Raw genomic sequence first — 14,131 nt, forward strand, 5'->3', positions numbered from 1 at the left:
GGGGGGTCCCGGCGGGCCCCCCCCCGCCGGAACGCCCCGACGCCCGCTGACCCCGCGTAACCGGCTACCGCGCCCGGCGGCGGAGGGGCGGCTCAGCTGGTTGCCGCGTGCCGTTCCAGGAAGGTGTAGACGTCGGCCTCGTCCACGCCGGGGAACGACCCGGGCGGCAGGGCGGCCAGGACGTGGGAGTTGGCGCGGGCGGACGGCCAGGCGTAACCCTCCCAGCGTTCGGCCAGATCGGTCGGCGGGCGGCGGCAGCAGTCGCCGTTCGGGCAGTTGGACTTCGTCCGGTGGGTGGTCTCGCGCCCCCGGAACCAGCGCGACTCCTTGTACGGCACCCCCAGCGTGATCGCGAAGTCCCGCTCGCGCGACGGATCGACGTGCGCCACGCAGAAGTAGGTCCCGGTGGGCGAGTCGGAGTACTGGTAGAACACCGAGAACCGGTCCGGCGAGGCGAACACCTGCCGCCCCGACCACTGCAGGCACATCCGCTGCCCCTCGATGGCCCCCTGCTCGTCGGCGGGGAAGACGATGCCGTCGTTCTCGTACGCCTTGTAGATGGTGCCGCCGGCGTCGTTGCGCACGAAGTGGCAGACGAGGCCGAGGTGGTGGGTGGCGAGGTTGGTGAAGCGGTGGGCGGCCATCTCGTACGACACGGCGAACACGTCCCGCAGGTCCTCCACCGACAGAGCCCGGTCGGACTTGGCCTCCTGAAGGTAGAGGGCGGCGGCCTTCTCCGGCACGAGGACGGCGGCGGCGAAGTAGTTGGCCTCGGTGCGCTGGCGCAGGAAGTCGGCGAAGTCGCGCGGCTTGTCGTGGCCGAGCGCGAGGTGCCCGAGCGTCTGGAGCAGGATCGTGCGCGGGGTGTGCATGCCGAGCTGCTCGTGCTTGACGTAGATGCGGCGGTTGCGCAGGTCGGTGATGGAGCGCACGGAGCGGGGCAGGTCTTGGGCGGTGTGCACGGTGTAGCCGAAGTGCGTGACCAGGCTCTGGATCATGCTCTGGGACAGGGCGCCCGCACGGTAGCCGACGGCGTCGAGGGCCTCGGCGGCGGCCTTCTCGATGTCGGGGAAATAGTTGCCCACCTCGCGCTGGCGGCGGCGCAGCTCGGCGTTGGCGGCCCTGGCCTCCTCCGGCGTGGCGGTGCCGCGGGCCTGGCGGGCGCGTAGCTCGCCGTACAGGCCGAGGAGGTGTTCGAGCACGTCGTTCGGCACGCGTGCGGAGACCTTGAGCCGCGGCAGGCCCAGCCCGGCGTAGACCGGGTCGCGCTGCGCCTCCTCCAGCGCGATCTCGAGCTGCGCGCGGCGGTTGGGGGGCTGGCGGCGCAGCAGCTCCTCGACCGGGACGCCCAGGGCGGTCGCCAGCGACTTGAGCAAGGAGAGCTTGGGCTCGCGCTTGCCGTTCTCGAGCAGCGACAGCTGGCTGGGGGCCCTGCTGACGCGCGAGCCGAGGTCGGACAGCGTGAGTCCGCGTTGTTTGCGCAGGTGGCGCAGGCGCTGGCCAAACGCGATCAGATCAAGCTCTTGCGTCAAAGACAGCGGTTCTTCGCCCAGCAAGGAGGCCATGTCGGCATCTTAGACAGAAATTCGGCCCATTTTCTAGCCTTCGCGATCGGACGGTTCCCGGCGGCGGTCCACCCGCCCCGGCCCGCGTTCTCGCCGAACGATTGGTCTAGGCCAACGGTAAAACTTGCGATTTCTTCACAGCTGAATACCCACAGGTAATGCACATTGGCGAAATTTTCGCGATTCTTCTGCGAGCTTCGCACTGTTTGACCCGGCACCCAGGGGCAGAGACTCGGCGTGAGCACCCAGGGGACGGCAAAGGAGCGAACAATGATCGATCGCCTCAAGGGAGCTGCTGAGCAGCTGCAGGACGAATGGGACAACGACCCTCGCTGGGAGGGCATCGAGCGCACCTACAGCGCCGAAGACGTGATCAGGTTGCGCGGCAGTGTGCAGGAGGAGCACACGCTGGCCCGGCTGGGCGCCGAACGGCTGTGGAGCCTGCTGCACACCGAGGACTACGTCAACTCCCTCGGCGCGCTGACCGGCAACCAGGCGGTGCAGCAGGTGCGGGCCGGTCTGAAGGCGATCTACCTGTCCGGCTGGCAGGTCGCCGCGGACGCGAACCTGGGTGCGCAGACCTACCCGGACCAGAGCCTGTACCCGGCCAACTCCGTGCCCGCCGTCGTGCGCCGCATCAACAACGCGCTGCTGCGCGCCGACCAGATCACCTGGTCGGAGGGCGACACCGACGCGCCGTACTGGCTGGCGCCGATCATGGCGGACGCGGAGGCCGGCTTCGGCGGCGTGCTCAACGCGTTCGAGCTGATGAAGGGCATGATCGCGGCCGGCGCCGCGGGCGTGCACTGGGAGGACCAGCTCGCCTCCGAGAAGAAGTGCGGCCACCTGGGCGGCAAGGTGCTGATCCCGACCGGCCAGCACATCAAGACCCTGAACGCCGCCCGCCTCGCCGCGGACGTCGCCGGAGTCCCCACACTGGTCGTCGCGCGGACCGACGCACAGGCCGCGACCCTGCTGACCAGCGACGTGGACCCGCGCGACCAGGCGTTCACCACCGGCGAGCGCACCTCCGAGGGCTTCTACCGGGTCAGGAACGGGCTGGAGGCGTGCGTGGCGCGCGGCCTGGCCTACGCGCCGTACTCCGACCTGCTCTGGATGGAGACCGGCACGCCCGACCTGGACGTGGCCCGCGAGTTCGCCGAGGCGATCAAGGCCGAGTACCCGGACCAGATGCTCGCCTACAACTGCTCGCCGTCGTTCAACTGGAAGAAGCACCTGGACGACTCGACGATCGCGAAGTTCCAGCGGGAGCTGGGGCACATGGGGTACAAGTTCCAGTTCATCACGCTCGCCGGGTTCCACTCGCTGAACTACGGCATGTTCGACCTGGCCCAGGGGTACGCGGCGGACGGCATGACCGCGTACGTCGAGCTCCAGGAGGCCGAGTTCGCGGCCGAGGCGCGCGGCTACACCGCCACCCGCCACCAGCGCGAGGTCGGCACCGGCTACTTCGACCTGGTCAGCACCGCCGTGGCCCCCGACTCCTCGACGACCGCGCTCAAGGGGTCGACGGAGGAGGAGCAGTTCGCCCACTGACCCCGCAGACTCGCCGGCCACCTCCAGGGCATGGGATGGTTCCCCCGGCGAACGGGCCGCGCCAGTTCCCCCCAGCACTGGCGCGGCCCGATTTTTTGCGCTCCATGCGCTCCTCTTGCGGACCCGCCGCGCCCGCGGCCATGCTCGAATCCAGCACGAGTCGATCTCGGGAGGCGTGGTGCGCACCAACGATCCCGGCGTCTCCCGCCGGAGCAGGCTATGACGGTGACGGTGCCGCCGCCTCCGGTCCGGCGCAAGAGGTCGGTCTCCGGGCGGGTCCGCACGCTGGCCGGGCTGTCCCTGGTGACGCTGGCGCTGCTGCTGGCGGCGATCCTGGCGGGCGCGGCGAGCACGGGCGCCAGCCTGCGCACCATCGGGCACGACGCCGGCCCGCAGGTGCTCGCCACCGCGGGCCTGTACCGGCAGATGTCGGAGATGGACGCGCTGGTGGCCGAGACCCTGCTGCTCGGCAGGGAGTACGGCCCCCAGCAGCAGGCCGACCTGACCAGCTACGACCAGCGGCGGCTGGAGATCTCCGAGAGCCTGCTCAAGGCGTACCGGCTGGCTCTGGACGACCCCGTCGAGCAGCGCACGGTCGAGTCGCTGATCGAGGGGCTGGGCCGCTACGAACGGCTGGCGGCCCAGGCCCGGCTGCTGGACACCCAGTCCGAGCACACGGCGGGACAGCCGCCCGACAACGTGGTCGAGGCCTACCAGAAGGCCACCGACCTCATGCACCGCGAGCTGCTGCCCCTGGCGTACAACCTGACCCTGGAGACCGGGACGATCGTCAGGCGCGCGCACGACGCCGAGCGGTCGGCCACCTCGCTGGCCAGCTTCGCCGTCGTCGTCACCGGGCTGCTCGCGCTGGCCTGCCTGCTGGGCCTGCAGGTCTACCTGACCCGCAGGTTCCGCCGGATCTTGGCGCCGGCCCTGGTGGTCGCCACCGTGCTCACCGCGGCCGGCCTGCTGACCGGCACGGCCCTGCTCAACCGGCAGGGCGAGGCCCTGGAGGAGGCCAAGCGGCGTGGGTTCGACTCGGTGCTGACCCTGACCAGGGCGCGGGCGATCAGCATGAGCATGCACGGCGACGAGAGCCGCTACCTGCTCGACCGTTTCCGCAAGGACACCTACGAACACACCTTCCTGGACAAGTCGCTGACGGTCGCGGCCGTCGAGTCCACCAGCCTGCCCGACTACCAGAGCAAGCTGCACGTGGACTTCGAGGGGCTGCTCGGCGGCCTGACCGGCGACGACCGCCACCGGCTCTTCGCCGCCTACCAGAAGTTCCAGCAGGCCGACGCGCGGATGCGGACCATGCCCGGCGAAACGGCGATCAAGTTCTGGGACGGCGAGCTCACCGAGGCCTACGAAGGCTACGACAAGGTGCTGGAGGAGCTGGTCAGGCGGCACGAGTCCGACTTCGAGCGTGCCATCGACAGCGGCGACGGAGCCCTGGAGACGCTGTGGCGGTGGATCCCCGCGGGGCTGGCCGCCGGGGCCCTGCTCGTCCTGGCCGGCGTCTGGCCACGGCTCAGGGAGTACCGGTGAGACGACTGCTGATCTGCCTGATCCTGCTGCTCGCCGCGTGCGGCACCACGCGGCCCGCCTCCCTCGTGGACAACGACGAGCTGATCGTCGCCATCCGCTCCGACGTCCCGCTGATCAGCTTCAAGGGGCAGGACAACGCCTACCACGGATTCAACGTCGACGTGGCCAAGGACCTCGTCGCGCGGCTGGGCAAGCGGATCCGCTGGCTGGAGATCAAGGCCGGCGAGCAGCTCACCGTGCTCACGGACGGGCGGGCCGACCTGGTCTTCGCCCACATGTCGGTCACCCTGGAGCGGAAGAAGGTGATCGACTTCGCCGGGCCGTACCACGTCGACTTCCAGGACATCGCCGTGCGGCCGGCCGACAAGGACAAGGTGCGCGACGTACGCGACCTGGCGGGCCGCAGGATCTGCTGGGTGCGCGGCACGAACATCGCCCAGCGGATCGTCCAGGAGCGCCGGGTCGAGGCGATCCCCGTCGAGGCGCCCGACTACAACGTCTGCCTGGAGATGATCAAGCACGGCAGGATCGACGCCATCTCCACCAACAGCCAGATCCTGGCGGGGCTGCTCACCAAGCCGGGCGTCGACCTGCACCTGGTCGGCGCGACCTTCAACGAACAACGGACGTCGATCGGCGTGCGCAAGGGCGACGTCGCCGGCTGCGAGGAGCTCAACCGGGCGATCACCGAGATGTACCAGGACGGCACGGCGCACATGCTGCTGGACAAGTGGTTCGGCAAGTCGGGCATCGACCTGTCCGTGATCGCGGTCCCGCAGTTCGAGGGCTGCTCCTAGACGGGCGATCAGGCGGGCGGCCCGGCGACCTCCGCGCCGAACCGGCCGACGAGCGCCTGCTTGGCCCGCCCGGCGACCTCCACGTCGTAGGAGACCAGCTTGACCGTCGCCGGATCGGCCGCCTTGGAGTGGGCCGGCACGTTGGTGTTGGTCGGCAGGGCGTAGAACTTCGCCAGCGGTCCCAGCCGCTGGGACGCGCCGCTCAGCGCCCAGTCGACGTATTCGCGCGCGCTGCCGGGGTTGTGCGACCCGGCCAGCACGGCCAGGCCGCCGAGCTCGTAACCGGTGCCCTCCTGCGGGAAGGTCACCTCCAGGTTCGGATAGCCCTGCTCCTGCGCGGCGACGCAGTCATGGGAGAAGACGACGCCGACCGCCACCTCCTCCTTGGCCGCCTGCACGGCGGCCGCGCTGCCGGAGGAGTTGTATCGCAGCACGTTCGGGTGGAGGTCGCGCATGTAGCGGAGGGCCGCGTCCTGGTTGCCGCCGGCGAGCTCCACGTGCGTCCACAACGTGGTGTAGGCGGTGCCGGAGGTGGCCGGATGGGCGAGGGCGACGCCGCCGCGCAGCCGCTCGTCCAGCAGCTCCCGCCAGGAGCGGATCGGCTGCAGGCCGCGCTCGGCCAGCTCTTCGGTGTTGTTGCAGAAGGCCAGCACGCCGGCGTAGATCCCGCTCCAGGCGTTCTCCCGATCGGCCCATCCCGGCCGGATCTCTCCAGCCTTCTCGGATCTGTACGGCTCCAGCAGCCCCTGACCCTTGGCGGCCACGTACGAGTCGGCCGGACCGCCGTGCCAGACGTCGAACTCCTGCCGCTCCCTGGCCGCCTTGATCCGCTCCAGCGCCTCCCCGCTCGACAGCCGGACGAAGTCGGCCTCCACTCCGCTGGCATCGGAGAACCTCTTGACCATCATCGCGCACCACTGCTCGCCCGCACCGCACGCGACCGTGATCTTGTCCCGGCGCGGAGCCGCACAGCCCGCGGCCATCAGGACCACTACCAGGGCGATGGCCAACGGCCTCATAGCCTCTCCAGGGATCGGTGCCGATCCCATTCGACACTCCACCACCGGCGTCACGCAACCGATCTCCGTGCCTCCGGAGACGGGCGCCGACGAGTTTCCGCGCCCCACGGAGTCCAAGAAGTGGGACGGTTGTGTCTCCCCGCCGAAGCGGCTGCGCCGGCGGTCGAAGGCCGAAGAGAGAGGTGCGCGATGAAGCTGGTTGTACAGGAGTTCCTGACGCTCGACGGTGTCTCCCAGGGCCCCGGTGCCCCGGACGAGGACACCAGTGACGGGTTCACGCAGGGCGGCTGGTTCGTGCCGTACCTGGAGGAGGAGTTCGAACGGCTGGCCGGCGCCTGGCTCGGCGAGGCGGACGCGCTCCTGTTCGGCCGCCGTACCTACCAGAACTTCGCCCGGGACTGGCCCAAGATGACCGACCATCCCGCCGCCGCCATCATGAACGGCCTGCCGAAGTACGTGGCCTCCCACAGCCTGACCACGGCGGGATGGAACCCGACCACGATCCTGTCCGGCGACGTCCCCGCCCAGGTGGCCGAGCTGAAGCGGCAGCCCGGCCGGGAGCTGCAGATCCACGGCAGCGCCCGGCTGGCCCAGTCCCTGCTGGCCGCCGGGCTGGTCGACACGTTGCGGCTCGCGATCGCCCCGGTCGTGGTGGGCCGGGGCCGGCGCCTGTTCCCGGACGGCGGCGCCCCGGCCGGCCTGCGGCTCGTCGGCCAGCAGACGACACCGGGCGGCCTGTCGGTGCACACCTTCGAGTCGACGGGCCTTCCGGAGTACGGGACCTACGGGGCCGGCGCGTAGGCCCCGCGGGCGAGCGCCGGGCGCACTCCCCGCTGCCACCGGTCGACGGCACTCAGCCGCGCGACTCCGGCGGCACGTACTCGAAGGTGGGCCCGGCCACGGTGCCTTCCTCGTCGGCCAGCTGCATCAGGGCCTGGGCCTTGCCCTTGATCGCGTACATGGTGCCGGTGGCGTCCGCGAGCAGCTTCGGGTTGCCGTTGAACGCCTGCTCCAGCAGGTTCAGCAGGTCGCAGTAGGTGCTGTTGAACTGTTCCTGCGCCGTACGGATCGGGTTGCCCGGGGCGTGGTCGGCCATCCGCGGGTTGTGCCGCATCGGCGACACGGCGGCCAGGTCCACGGAGACCGTCTCGCCAGTGGGCCCGGTCTGCGCGGTGTCGCCGCGCCGGTAGCGCCGGCCGGCCTTGAGCTCCTGGAACCGGTAGTAGTGGGCGACCTCGTCCCGTTCGGGGTGGAAGATGTCCTGGTCGCCGTCCCAGACCCCGCCGCGGGCGGTGCCCTCGCCCTGCTCGACGATCTCCTCCATCGCACCCAGCGCGGACTCGAGGTCCTCCACCGGGAACAGCTGCCCGGCGGTGTGCCGGAAATGGGTGCCGCTCACCTGGCGGGCCGGATCGCCGCTGAAGACCGCCTGCTCGCCGAGCTGCTCGCACAGGTGGCGCAGCCCCTGCTCGATCGCGGCGTAGAACTGCCCGATCGTCTCGTAGTCGGCGCCCTCGGCCGGGCCGCCGGGCGGTGCCGGCTGCTCGAGCCGCAGGAACATCTCCAGCGCTTCCGCGCCGAAGGGCAGCAGCGACAGCTCCAGCGAGCGGTCGGCGTGGGGGAGGCGCCGGGGATGCGGTGGCAGCATCTCCGGCGTGTCCAGGCGCGGGCTGCCGCCGACGGCGTTCAGCAGGTTGGCGGCCAGCGCCAGGTGCAGCATCTCTTCCACGAAGACACTGCTCACCACCTCGGCGGCCGCCGGATTGCGCTCCGGGTCCAGCGAGTACAGAGCGCACAGGTACGGCGGCAGGGTCGCGTGCTCCAGTTCGACCGCCCACTGCAGGTGCTCGCGCAGGCTGTCGAGCGTGTCGATCCGGGCCGACGTGACGTCGTTCCGGGGTTGGGAGTGGTTCATTTGTGACATACCTCGGTTGTCGGAAGGGGCGGAGGTCACCGCCACCAGACGGGCGCTTCGCGAGCCTCACGCACTCTCATCGCGTGCTCTCCTCGCGTGCGAACCGTGCTACTTCGGGAGCTCGTCCCGGCCGGGCCAGTCGCGGTAGCGGATCTGGCCGAGGGCGGCGCCGTCGTCCGGCACCAGCGAGCGCTCCAGCACCTCGGACCCGAAGTAGTGCGCGTGCGGGTCGGTCACCACCTCGCGCGGGTCACCCCAGTGGGCCAGCGCCTCGCGGAAGAACTCGTCCATCCGGAACACCTCGGGCCCGGCCACCTCGGTCCTGCCGTTCAGCGGGGTTCCCACCGCGGTCCGGCCGACCGCCTGCGCGACCTCGTCGCCCGCGATGGGCTGGAAGAGCACGGGGGGCATCCGTACCTTGCCGTCGTCCGTGGCCTCGTCGGCGATGCGCCGTACGAACTCGAAGAACTGGGTGGCGTGCACGAGCGAGAACGGGATCGACGACTCCTGGATCAGCTTCTCCTGAGCGATCTTCGCCCGGAAGTAGGCGTTGCCGGGCGGCCGCTCCGTACCCACGACGGACAGCGCGACGTGGTGCCCGACGCCGGCCGCCGCCTCCGCGGCGAGCAGGTTGCGGGTGGAGGTCGTGAAGAACTCCAGTACGGCGGCCTCCTCGAAGGAGGGGGAGTTCGACACGTCGATCACCACCGACGTGCCCTTCAGCACCTCGGCCAGCCCTTCGCCGGTGAGGGTGTTCACCCCGGTGTTCGGTGCCGCCGCCACCGCTTCGTGGCCGTGCTCGCCCAGCTTCGTCACCAGCTTCGACCCGATCAGCCCGGTCCCGCCGACAACCACGATCTTCATGACGAACTCCTCCTGTCCGAGCCGGGGGACTTGGTCGCCCTCGGTCCTCAGCTAAGACAGTGGAGCCCTTCAGGCTGTGACAGCCTCGGCGGAACAACTTCGGACCGCACGTCACAGACGCCGGTCTCGTGGCCGGTCCAGCCCCTGCTGGAAGGCGTTGCCCGCCGACGGTCAGCGGTCGTCGTCAGCGTCGGTGATCGGTTTCGACGCCACCGCCATCAGATGAGCGCTGACCCCCAGCATGGACGGCTCGGACTCGGTCAGCCGGAGCACCCGCAGCAGAGCCTCCGGCTCCCGCAGCAACTCCTCGAGATTGCCCAGCGGCCCCGCGAACCCCTCCACGGCCAAGAGACGCTCGTGGACGAAGCCCGCCAGCTCCACTTCCGGCCCCACCTCCTCCGCCCGGTGAAAATACGCCCAGAAGACCTCATCGGGTCTGTCCGGCGTGTTGCTCAGCCCCGTACGCAGATTCAGGTCGAACGTGTCCCAGACCTGCTGATCACCCAGCAGACCCCGGGTGGTCGCGTCGATGACCCACGCGTAGCGGCCGATGACCTCGGCCAGCAACCGGCCCCCAGGCCGGAGCACCCGCAAGGCCTCCCGCAGCGCCAGCTGCCGGTCGGCGGCGCCGGCAAGGTGATAGAGCGGGCCCATCAGCAGCACCGCGTCAAAGCCCGCGTCGGGGAGCGGGAGGCTGCGAGCGTCGCCGAGCCGACACGAGAAGCCTCCGCTCTCGGTGCGGGCAGCGAGAGCGGAGGCCTGTTCGATGTGCTTCGGCACCGGATCGACCAGCACCACCTCATGGCCGAGCCCGGCCAGATGCGCCGCGTGCGTCCCCGGCCCACCTCCGACGTCGGCGACCCGTCCGCTCTCGGGCAGGAACCGCTGGAAGATGTCCCAGGTGCGCCGGCGGGTGAGCTCTCCACGGGGAGTAGCCCAGAGACGACCTGCCTCGTCGTTCAGCACGTAGTGCCTGAGCACCCGATCTTCGTCTGCCACGACAGAGAGTCTTCCTCACGCTGCCGCCCGGCGTGCTGCCCTCGCGGCGAACCCTCCCGGTCACACGGCCCGGTCACACGGCCGCAGGCGGTCCGGAAGCGGTTATCCGCTGCTAATACGGATTACCACCGCGGGTATCTCTTGACGCCCTGTTGCGTCCGGTTTCACAATGACTGGACTAATACGCATTATCAGCTGACAGGTGATACGTACTGTGACTGCTTCGGGGCGGCGTCTGACGCAGCAGGACATCGCGCGCATGGCCGGAGTGAGCCAGACGACGGTGTCGCTGGTGCTCAACGGCAGGGCCGAGGGCGAGGTGCGGATCTCGCCCGAAACCCGCGAGCGGGTGCTCCAGGTGATCAGGGAGACCGGGTACGTGGCCGACCCGGCGGCGCGCCGGCTCGCCGAACGGCGCAACCGCATCTATGGCGTGTTCACCTACGAAGCCGTCTTCCCCGCAGAAAGCGCTGATTTCTACCACCCGTTCCTGGTCGGCATCGAGGAGTGCGCCGAGGAGGCGGGTTGTGACCTGCTGCTGTTCACCAGCGCCAAGGTGGAGCGGGGTGAGCGGCGGCGGATCTTCAGCGCGGAGAGCCGGATCCGGCTGGCTGACGGATGCGTCCTGCTCGGCCGGACGATCGACCGGGAGGACCTGTCCAGGCTGCTGTCCGAGGGCATTCCGTTCGTCTCGGTCGGCCGCCGCGACGACGCGGGTGGGCCGGTGCCGTTCGTCGGAGCGGACTACCCGCCGGCGGTGCACGCGCTGGTCGAGCGGGCGGCGGCGCTCGGGCACCGGCGGATGGCCTACGTCGGGGCGGGGGCGGGCGCGGAGTCCTACGCCGACCGGCTGCGCGGCTTCACCGAGGCCGTGGCCGCGACCGGGGTCGAAGGGCTGCATCTGGCGACCGCGGACCGGCTGTTCGGGTCCGGCGCGAGCGTGGTGTTCGCCGAGGAGCTGGCCGATGGCGCGGCCATCGCCGAGGCCGCCCGGTCCCGTGGCCTGGACGTGCCGCGCGACCTGTCCATCGTCGCGCTGGGCGCGCCCACCAGGCCCGTCTCGACCGACATCGACTTCGCCCGGTTCCGCATCCCCCGGCGGGAGATGGGCCGCAGGGCCGTCGAGCTGCTCACCCAGGTGCTGGAGCGCGGCGGCACCCCGCAGGAACTGCTGGCGTGCGAGCTGGTCGAGGGATCGACGCTGGCACCCGTACGCGAGGGGAGGTAGCTCCCCGCCCGGTCGAGACATCGGGGAGACGCGCTCGGCGCCGGCTGCACGTTCCCGCACCGCCCGTCGTGAGCCCCACCCCGTCGAAGTTCACCCCGCCGCAGGCGTTCACCCGGTTCGCCGACGCCTGTGGCTCGCCCTCTGGAACGCACACCCCTCTGAAAGGCTGACCATGCTGTCCCGCCGTGCCCTGCTCCGCGCCGCTGCCCTGCTCCCGGCGTCCGCCCCCGTGCTCGCCTCCGGCACCGCGTTCGCCGCGGTTCCCGACCTGGCACCGCCGCCGCCCGTCAACCGCGCGTTGTTCGCTCCCCACGAGCAGCGCTTCGCGCCGTACCTGGTCACGCTCGCGCCCATGGTCAACGACATGGCCGACAGCGGCTTCTTCGCCGGTGGCTGGTGGCGCACGCCGGCGGCGACGTTCAACGCCCGCGTGCAGGAGCACGTCTTCACGCTGGCCTGGTTCTACGCCAACCCCCGCCCGTGGAACCCGTACGCCGGGGACACGGACCTGCTGGCCGCGCTCGACGCGGCGCTCGGCCACTACCTGTCGCTCCAGCACTCCGACGGTTCCTTCCCCGAGTACAGCCGCAACGAGCACGGCCTGGCGCCCACCGGGTTCGGGCTCGGCTACCTGGCCAAGACCCTGCGGATGCTGCGCTCGGCCGGGGTGCTGCCCGCCAGGCAGGCCCAGATGGCCACCGCGTTGCGTACGGCCATGACGTGGTTCCTGAACCCCGGCAACCGCACCGTCTGGCAGGAACCCCTCCACTACGCCAACCAGACCGCCTCGGGCCTGGCCGGGGCCGCGTTCGCGCTCAAGCACGACCCCGACCCCGCCCTCGCCACGAGCCTGACCGAGGCGTTCGCCCGGATCGCCGCGACCGGCGTGAGCCCCGCCGGCTTCTTCCACGAGGAGCGCGGCCACGACATGAACTACAACTTCGAGGTCATGCTCCCCGAGCTGGCCGACGCCTACCACCACAACCCGGACCCGAACCTGGTGGACATGGCCCGTGCCTTCACCGGCTTCCTGTCCTACAACCTGCTGCGCGAGCCCGACGGCTCCGGGTACATGGTCAACGTCGCCCCCTCCACCCGTACCAGCGCCCGCTGGTACGACGAGGTCCGGCCCGACCCCGACAGGACCGCGCTCAACTGGACGTTCACCCGCCAGGTGCCGCTGCTGTCGGCGTTCATGACCGCCCGCGAGGACCTGGCCGAGGCCCGCGCCGCCTGGGCCGCGTCCACCGACCCGGTGGCGCCGCTCGCCAAGCAGGACACCTCGCCGCGCATCCTCACCCACGGCCTCAACGGCGAACGCTTCCCCAGCAGGCGGCAGCGGGCCGCCGCCATCGCGAACCTGCCCTACCTGCGCTCGCACGACTTCGTCGAACTGCGCAGGGACGGCGGGCAGGACTTCCTGTACGTCCGCAAGCCCGGCCTGTACCTGGGCGGCTACTTCGGCAACCGCGCCTCCCGCAGCCGCACCGGCCTGACCTTCCTGTGGCACCCCGAAGCCGGCACGATCATCTGCGGGCTCAACGACAACAACCACGCCTGCTGGTCCACCGTCTTCCCCGGCCAGATGCCCGACTCCAACGGCTCCCTGCCCGCCACGTACTTCCGCGGCGCCCCCGGCGGCGGCACGGAGTGGACCGGCGGCTCGGCCCCCGCCGCCTTCGGCATCCGCTACGGCAACGCGAACGTCACCACGGACGTCCTGGTCACCCGCCGGACGATCCGGCGCACCGTCACCGCGAACGCCCCCGCCACCGAGCAGATCCCCCTCGTCCTCCAGCCCGGGGACGTCCTCACCTTCACCGACGGCACGCAGGCCGCGTTCGGCGGCTCGACCACCGCCACCGCCGACGGCTTCGACGTCCGCCGGGGCGGCACCACGATCCGCTTCCGCTGGGGCACCCCGCTGCAGGCGACCGTCGCCGCGGGCAGCGTGCGCTACTTCCGCGACGGCGCCCGCCGCTTCCACGCCCTCCGCATCCCTCACCAGGGCACATTCGACCTCAAGGTCATCGTCGGGTGACCCGGGACCCCGCCCGGGGACCGGCGCTCGTCCGGACCCCCGGCCGGGGCGTCAGGGCCGGGTCAGGCGGGTGCGTAGACCCGGTGGACGAACTCCGCGAGCTTGTTGTCGGGCAGCTCCTTGGCCAGGTCGGCCTCGCTGACCATGCCCACGATCCGCTTGTTCTCGAGGACGGGAAGCCGCTTGATCTGGTGCTGAGCCATCATCTGCAGCGCCTCCTCGAGGCTGCTGCCGGACTCCGTCCACACCAGACCGTGGGCCAGCTCGCCCGCCGTCATGCGGTCGAGATCCTTGCCCTCCGCACAGCACTTGATCACGATGTCGCGGTCGGTGATGATGCCCTTGAGCCGGTCGTCCTCCCCGCAGATCGGCAGCGCGCCGACCGACAGGTCACGCATCATCTGCGTGGCCATGCGCAGGCTGTCGTGCTCACCGATGCACTCGGCCCCTTGGTGCATCACGTCCTGGACCCTCTTGTTGGTTCCCGGTGTGCCCATTGGTGCCTCCTTCGACAGGTGCCGATGGAACCTCCAACTGTCGCCTACCCCTCAGACGGCGAATCATCGCAGGTCGAAGCGGGTGTTGCGGATTGCGG

At 70.6% G+C, this 14,131-nt stretch carries 12 protein-coding genes; 6 read left to right on the forward strand and 6 right to left on the reverse strand.

The features are described 5' to 3' along the window. Positions 1 to 92: 92 nt before the first annotated feature. Positions 93 to 1,532, reverse strand: coding sequence for a helix-turn-helix domain-containing protein (locus AB0J69_RS56215; RefSeq protein ID WP_364136515.1), 1,440 nt, complete (start codon positions 1,530 to 1,532; stop codon positions 93 to 95). Positions 1,533 to 1,835: 303 nt separating this feature from the next. On the opposite strand from AB0J69_RS56215, the gene aceA reads away from it, so the two are divergent. The 3 genes from aceA (at position 1,836) to AB0J69_RS56230 (ending at position 5,470) form a co-directional block, all read left to right on the forward strand. Continuing rightward, on the forward strand, positions 1,836 to 3,122 hold the full coding sequence (gene aceA, locus AB0J69_RS56220; RefSeq protein ID WP_364136516.1) for an isocitrate lyase: 1,287 nt from the start codon (positions 1,836 to 1,838) through the stop codon (positions 3,120 to 3,122). Between the two features lie 219 nt (positions 3,123 to 3,341). After that, positions 3,342 to 4,673: a hypothetical protein gene (locus AB0J69_RS56225; RefSeq protein ID WP_364136517.1), complete on the forward strand. Its 1,332-nt coding sequence runs from the start codon at positions 3,342 to 3,344 to the stop codon at positions 4,671 to 4,673. Further along, entirely contained in the window at positions 4,670 to 5,470 is an 801-nt protein-coding gene (locus AB0J69_RS56230; RefSeq protein WP_364136519.1) for a transporter substrate-binding domain-containing protein, read from the forward strand. Before AB0J69_RS56225 ends, AB0J69_RS56230 begins: the two co-directional genes overlap by 4 nt. 8 nt (positions 5,471 to 5,478) lie before the next feature. On the opposite strand, the gene AB0J69_RS56235 is transcribed toward AB0J69_RS56230, so the two are convergent. Then, positions 5,479 to 6,489 (reverse strand): ABC transporter substrate-binding protein, encoded by a 1,011-nt coding sequence (locus AB0J69_RS56235; RefSeq protein ID WP_364136521.1) that lies wholly within the window; start codon positions 6,487 to 6,489, stop codon positions 5,479 to 5,481. A gap of 189 nt (positions 6,490 to 6,678) precedes the next feature. Between AB0J69_RS56235 and AB0J69_RS56240 the strand changes: the two genes are divergently transcribed. Further along, complete coding sequence (locus AB0J69_RS56240) at positions 6,679 to 7,290, forward strand: dihydrofolate reductase family protein (RefSeq protein WP_364136523.1); 612 nt, start codon at positions 6,679 to 6,681, stop codon at positions 7,288 to 7,290. Between the two features lie 52 nt (positions 7,291 to 7,342). Here AB0J69_RS56240 and AB0J69_RS56245 read toward each other — a convergent pair whose 3' ends face one another. From AB0J69_RS56245 to AB0J69_RS56255, 3 genes are all read right to left on the reverse strand, one after another. After that, positions 7,343 to 8,404 (reverse strand): ferritin-like protein, encoded by a 1,062-nt coding sequence (locus tag AB0J69_RS56245; protein ID WP_364136525.1) that lies wholly within the window; start codon positions 8,402 to 8,404, stop codon positions 7,343 to 7,345. A gap of 108 nt (positions 8,405 to 8,512) precedes the next feature. Then, the gene (locus tag AB0J69_RS56250; protein WP_364136527.1) at positions 8,513 to 9,268 is read right to left on the reverse strand and encodes an SDR family oxidoreductase; all 756 of its coding nucleotides are present in this window, start codon (positions 9,266 to 9,268) and stop codon (positions 8,513 to 8,515) included. A gap of 171 nt (positions 9,269 to 9,439) precedes the next feature. After that, the gene (locus tag AB0J69_RS56255) at positions 9,440 to 10,267 is read right to left on the reverse strand and encodes a class I SAM-dependent methyltransferase (RefSeq protein WP_364136529.1); all 828 of its coding nucleotides are present in this window, start codon (positions 10,265 to 10,267) and stop codon (positions 9,440 to 9,442) included. A 214-nt stretch (positions 10,268 to 10,481) separates the two neighbouring features. Between AB0J69_RS56255 and AB0J69_RS56260 the strand changes: the two genes are divergently transcribed. Together AB0J69_RS56260 and AB0J69_RS56265 are read left to right on the forward strand one after the other, a co-directional pair. Beyond that, positions 10,482 to 11,495: a LacI family DNA-binding transcriptional regulator gene (locus AB0J69_RS56260; RefSeq protein WP_364136531.1), complete on the forward strand. Its 1,014-nt coding sequence runs from the start codon at positions 10,482 to 10,484 to the stop codon at positions 11,493 to 11,495. A gap of 172 nt (positions 11,496 to 11,667) precedes the next feature. Beyond that, complete coding sequence (locus AB0J69_RS56265; RefSeq protein WP_364136533.1) at positions 11,668 to 13,536, forward strand: hypothetical protein; 1,869 nt, start codon at positions 11,668 to 11,670, stop codon at positions 13,534 to 13,536. Positions 13,537 to 13,598: 62 nt separating this feature from the next. On the opposite strand, the gene AB0J69_RS56270 is transcribed toward AB0J69_RS56265, so the two are convergent. After that, positions 13,599 to 14,033 carry a CBS domain-containing protein gene (locus AB0J69_RS56270; protein WP_364136535.1) on the reverse strand — a complete coding sequence of 145 codons (435 nt, stop codon included), beginning with the start codon at positions 14,031 to 14,033 and terminating at the stop codon, positions 13,599 to 13,601. Positions 14,034 to 14,131: the final 98 nt, after the last annotated feature.

Origin of the sequence: Nonomuraea sp. NPDC049709, from assembly GCF_040674815.1 — a bacterium.
Classification (GTDB): Bacteria; Actinomycetota; Actinomycetes; order Streptosporangiales; family Streptosporangiaceae; genus Nonomuraea.

Bases quoted from the DNA above. Each gene is read 5' to 3' on its own strand.
- AB0J69_RS56270 (WP_364136535.1), bottom strand. From the start codon at position 14,033: ATGGGCACACCGGGAACCAACAAGAGGGTCCAGGACGTGATGCACCAA.
- AB0J69_RS56250 (WP_364136527.1), bottom strand. From the start codon at position 9,268: ATGAAGATCGTGGTTGTCGGCGGGACCGGGCTGATCGGGTCGAAGCTG.
- AB0J69_RS56240 (WP_364136523.1), top strand. From the start codon at position 6,679: ATGAAGCTGGTTGTACAGGAGTTCCTGACGCTCGACGGTGTCTCCCAG.
- AB0J69_RS56265 (WP_364136533.1), top strand. From the start codon at position 11,668: ATGCTGTCCCGCCGTGCCCTGCTCCGCGCCGCTGCCCTGCTCCCGGCG.
- AB0J69_RS56235 (WP_364136521.1), bottom strand. From the start codon at position 6,489: ATGAGGCCGTTGGCCATCGCCCTGGTAGTGGTCCTGATGGCCGCGGGC.
- aceA (WP_364136516.1), top strand. From the start codon at position 1,836: ATGATCGATCGCCTCAAGGGAGCTGCTGAGCAGCTGCAGGACGAATGG.
- AB0J69_RS56245 (WP_364136525.1), bottom strand. From the start codon at position 8,404: ATGAACCACTCCCAACCCCGGAACGACGTCACGTCGGCCCGGATCGAC.
- AB0J69_RS56225 (WP_364136517.1), top strand. From the start codon at position 3,342: ATGACGGTGACGGTGCCGCCGCCTCCGGTCCGGCGCAAGAGGTCGGTC.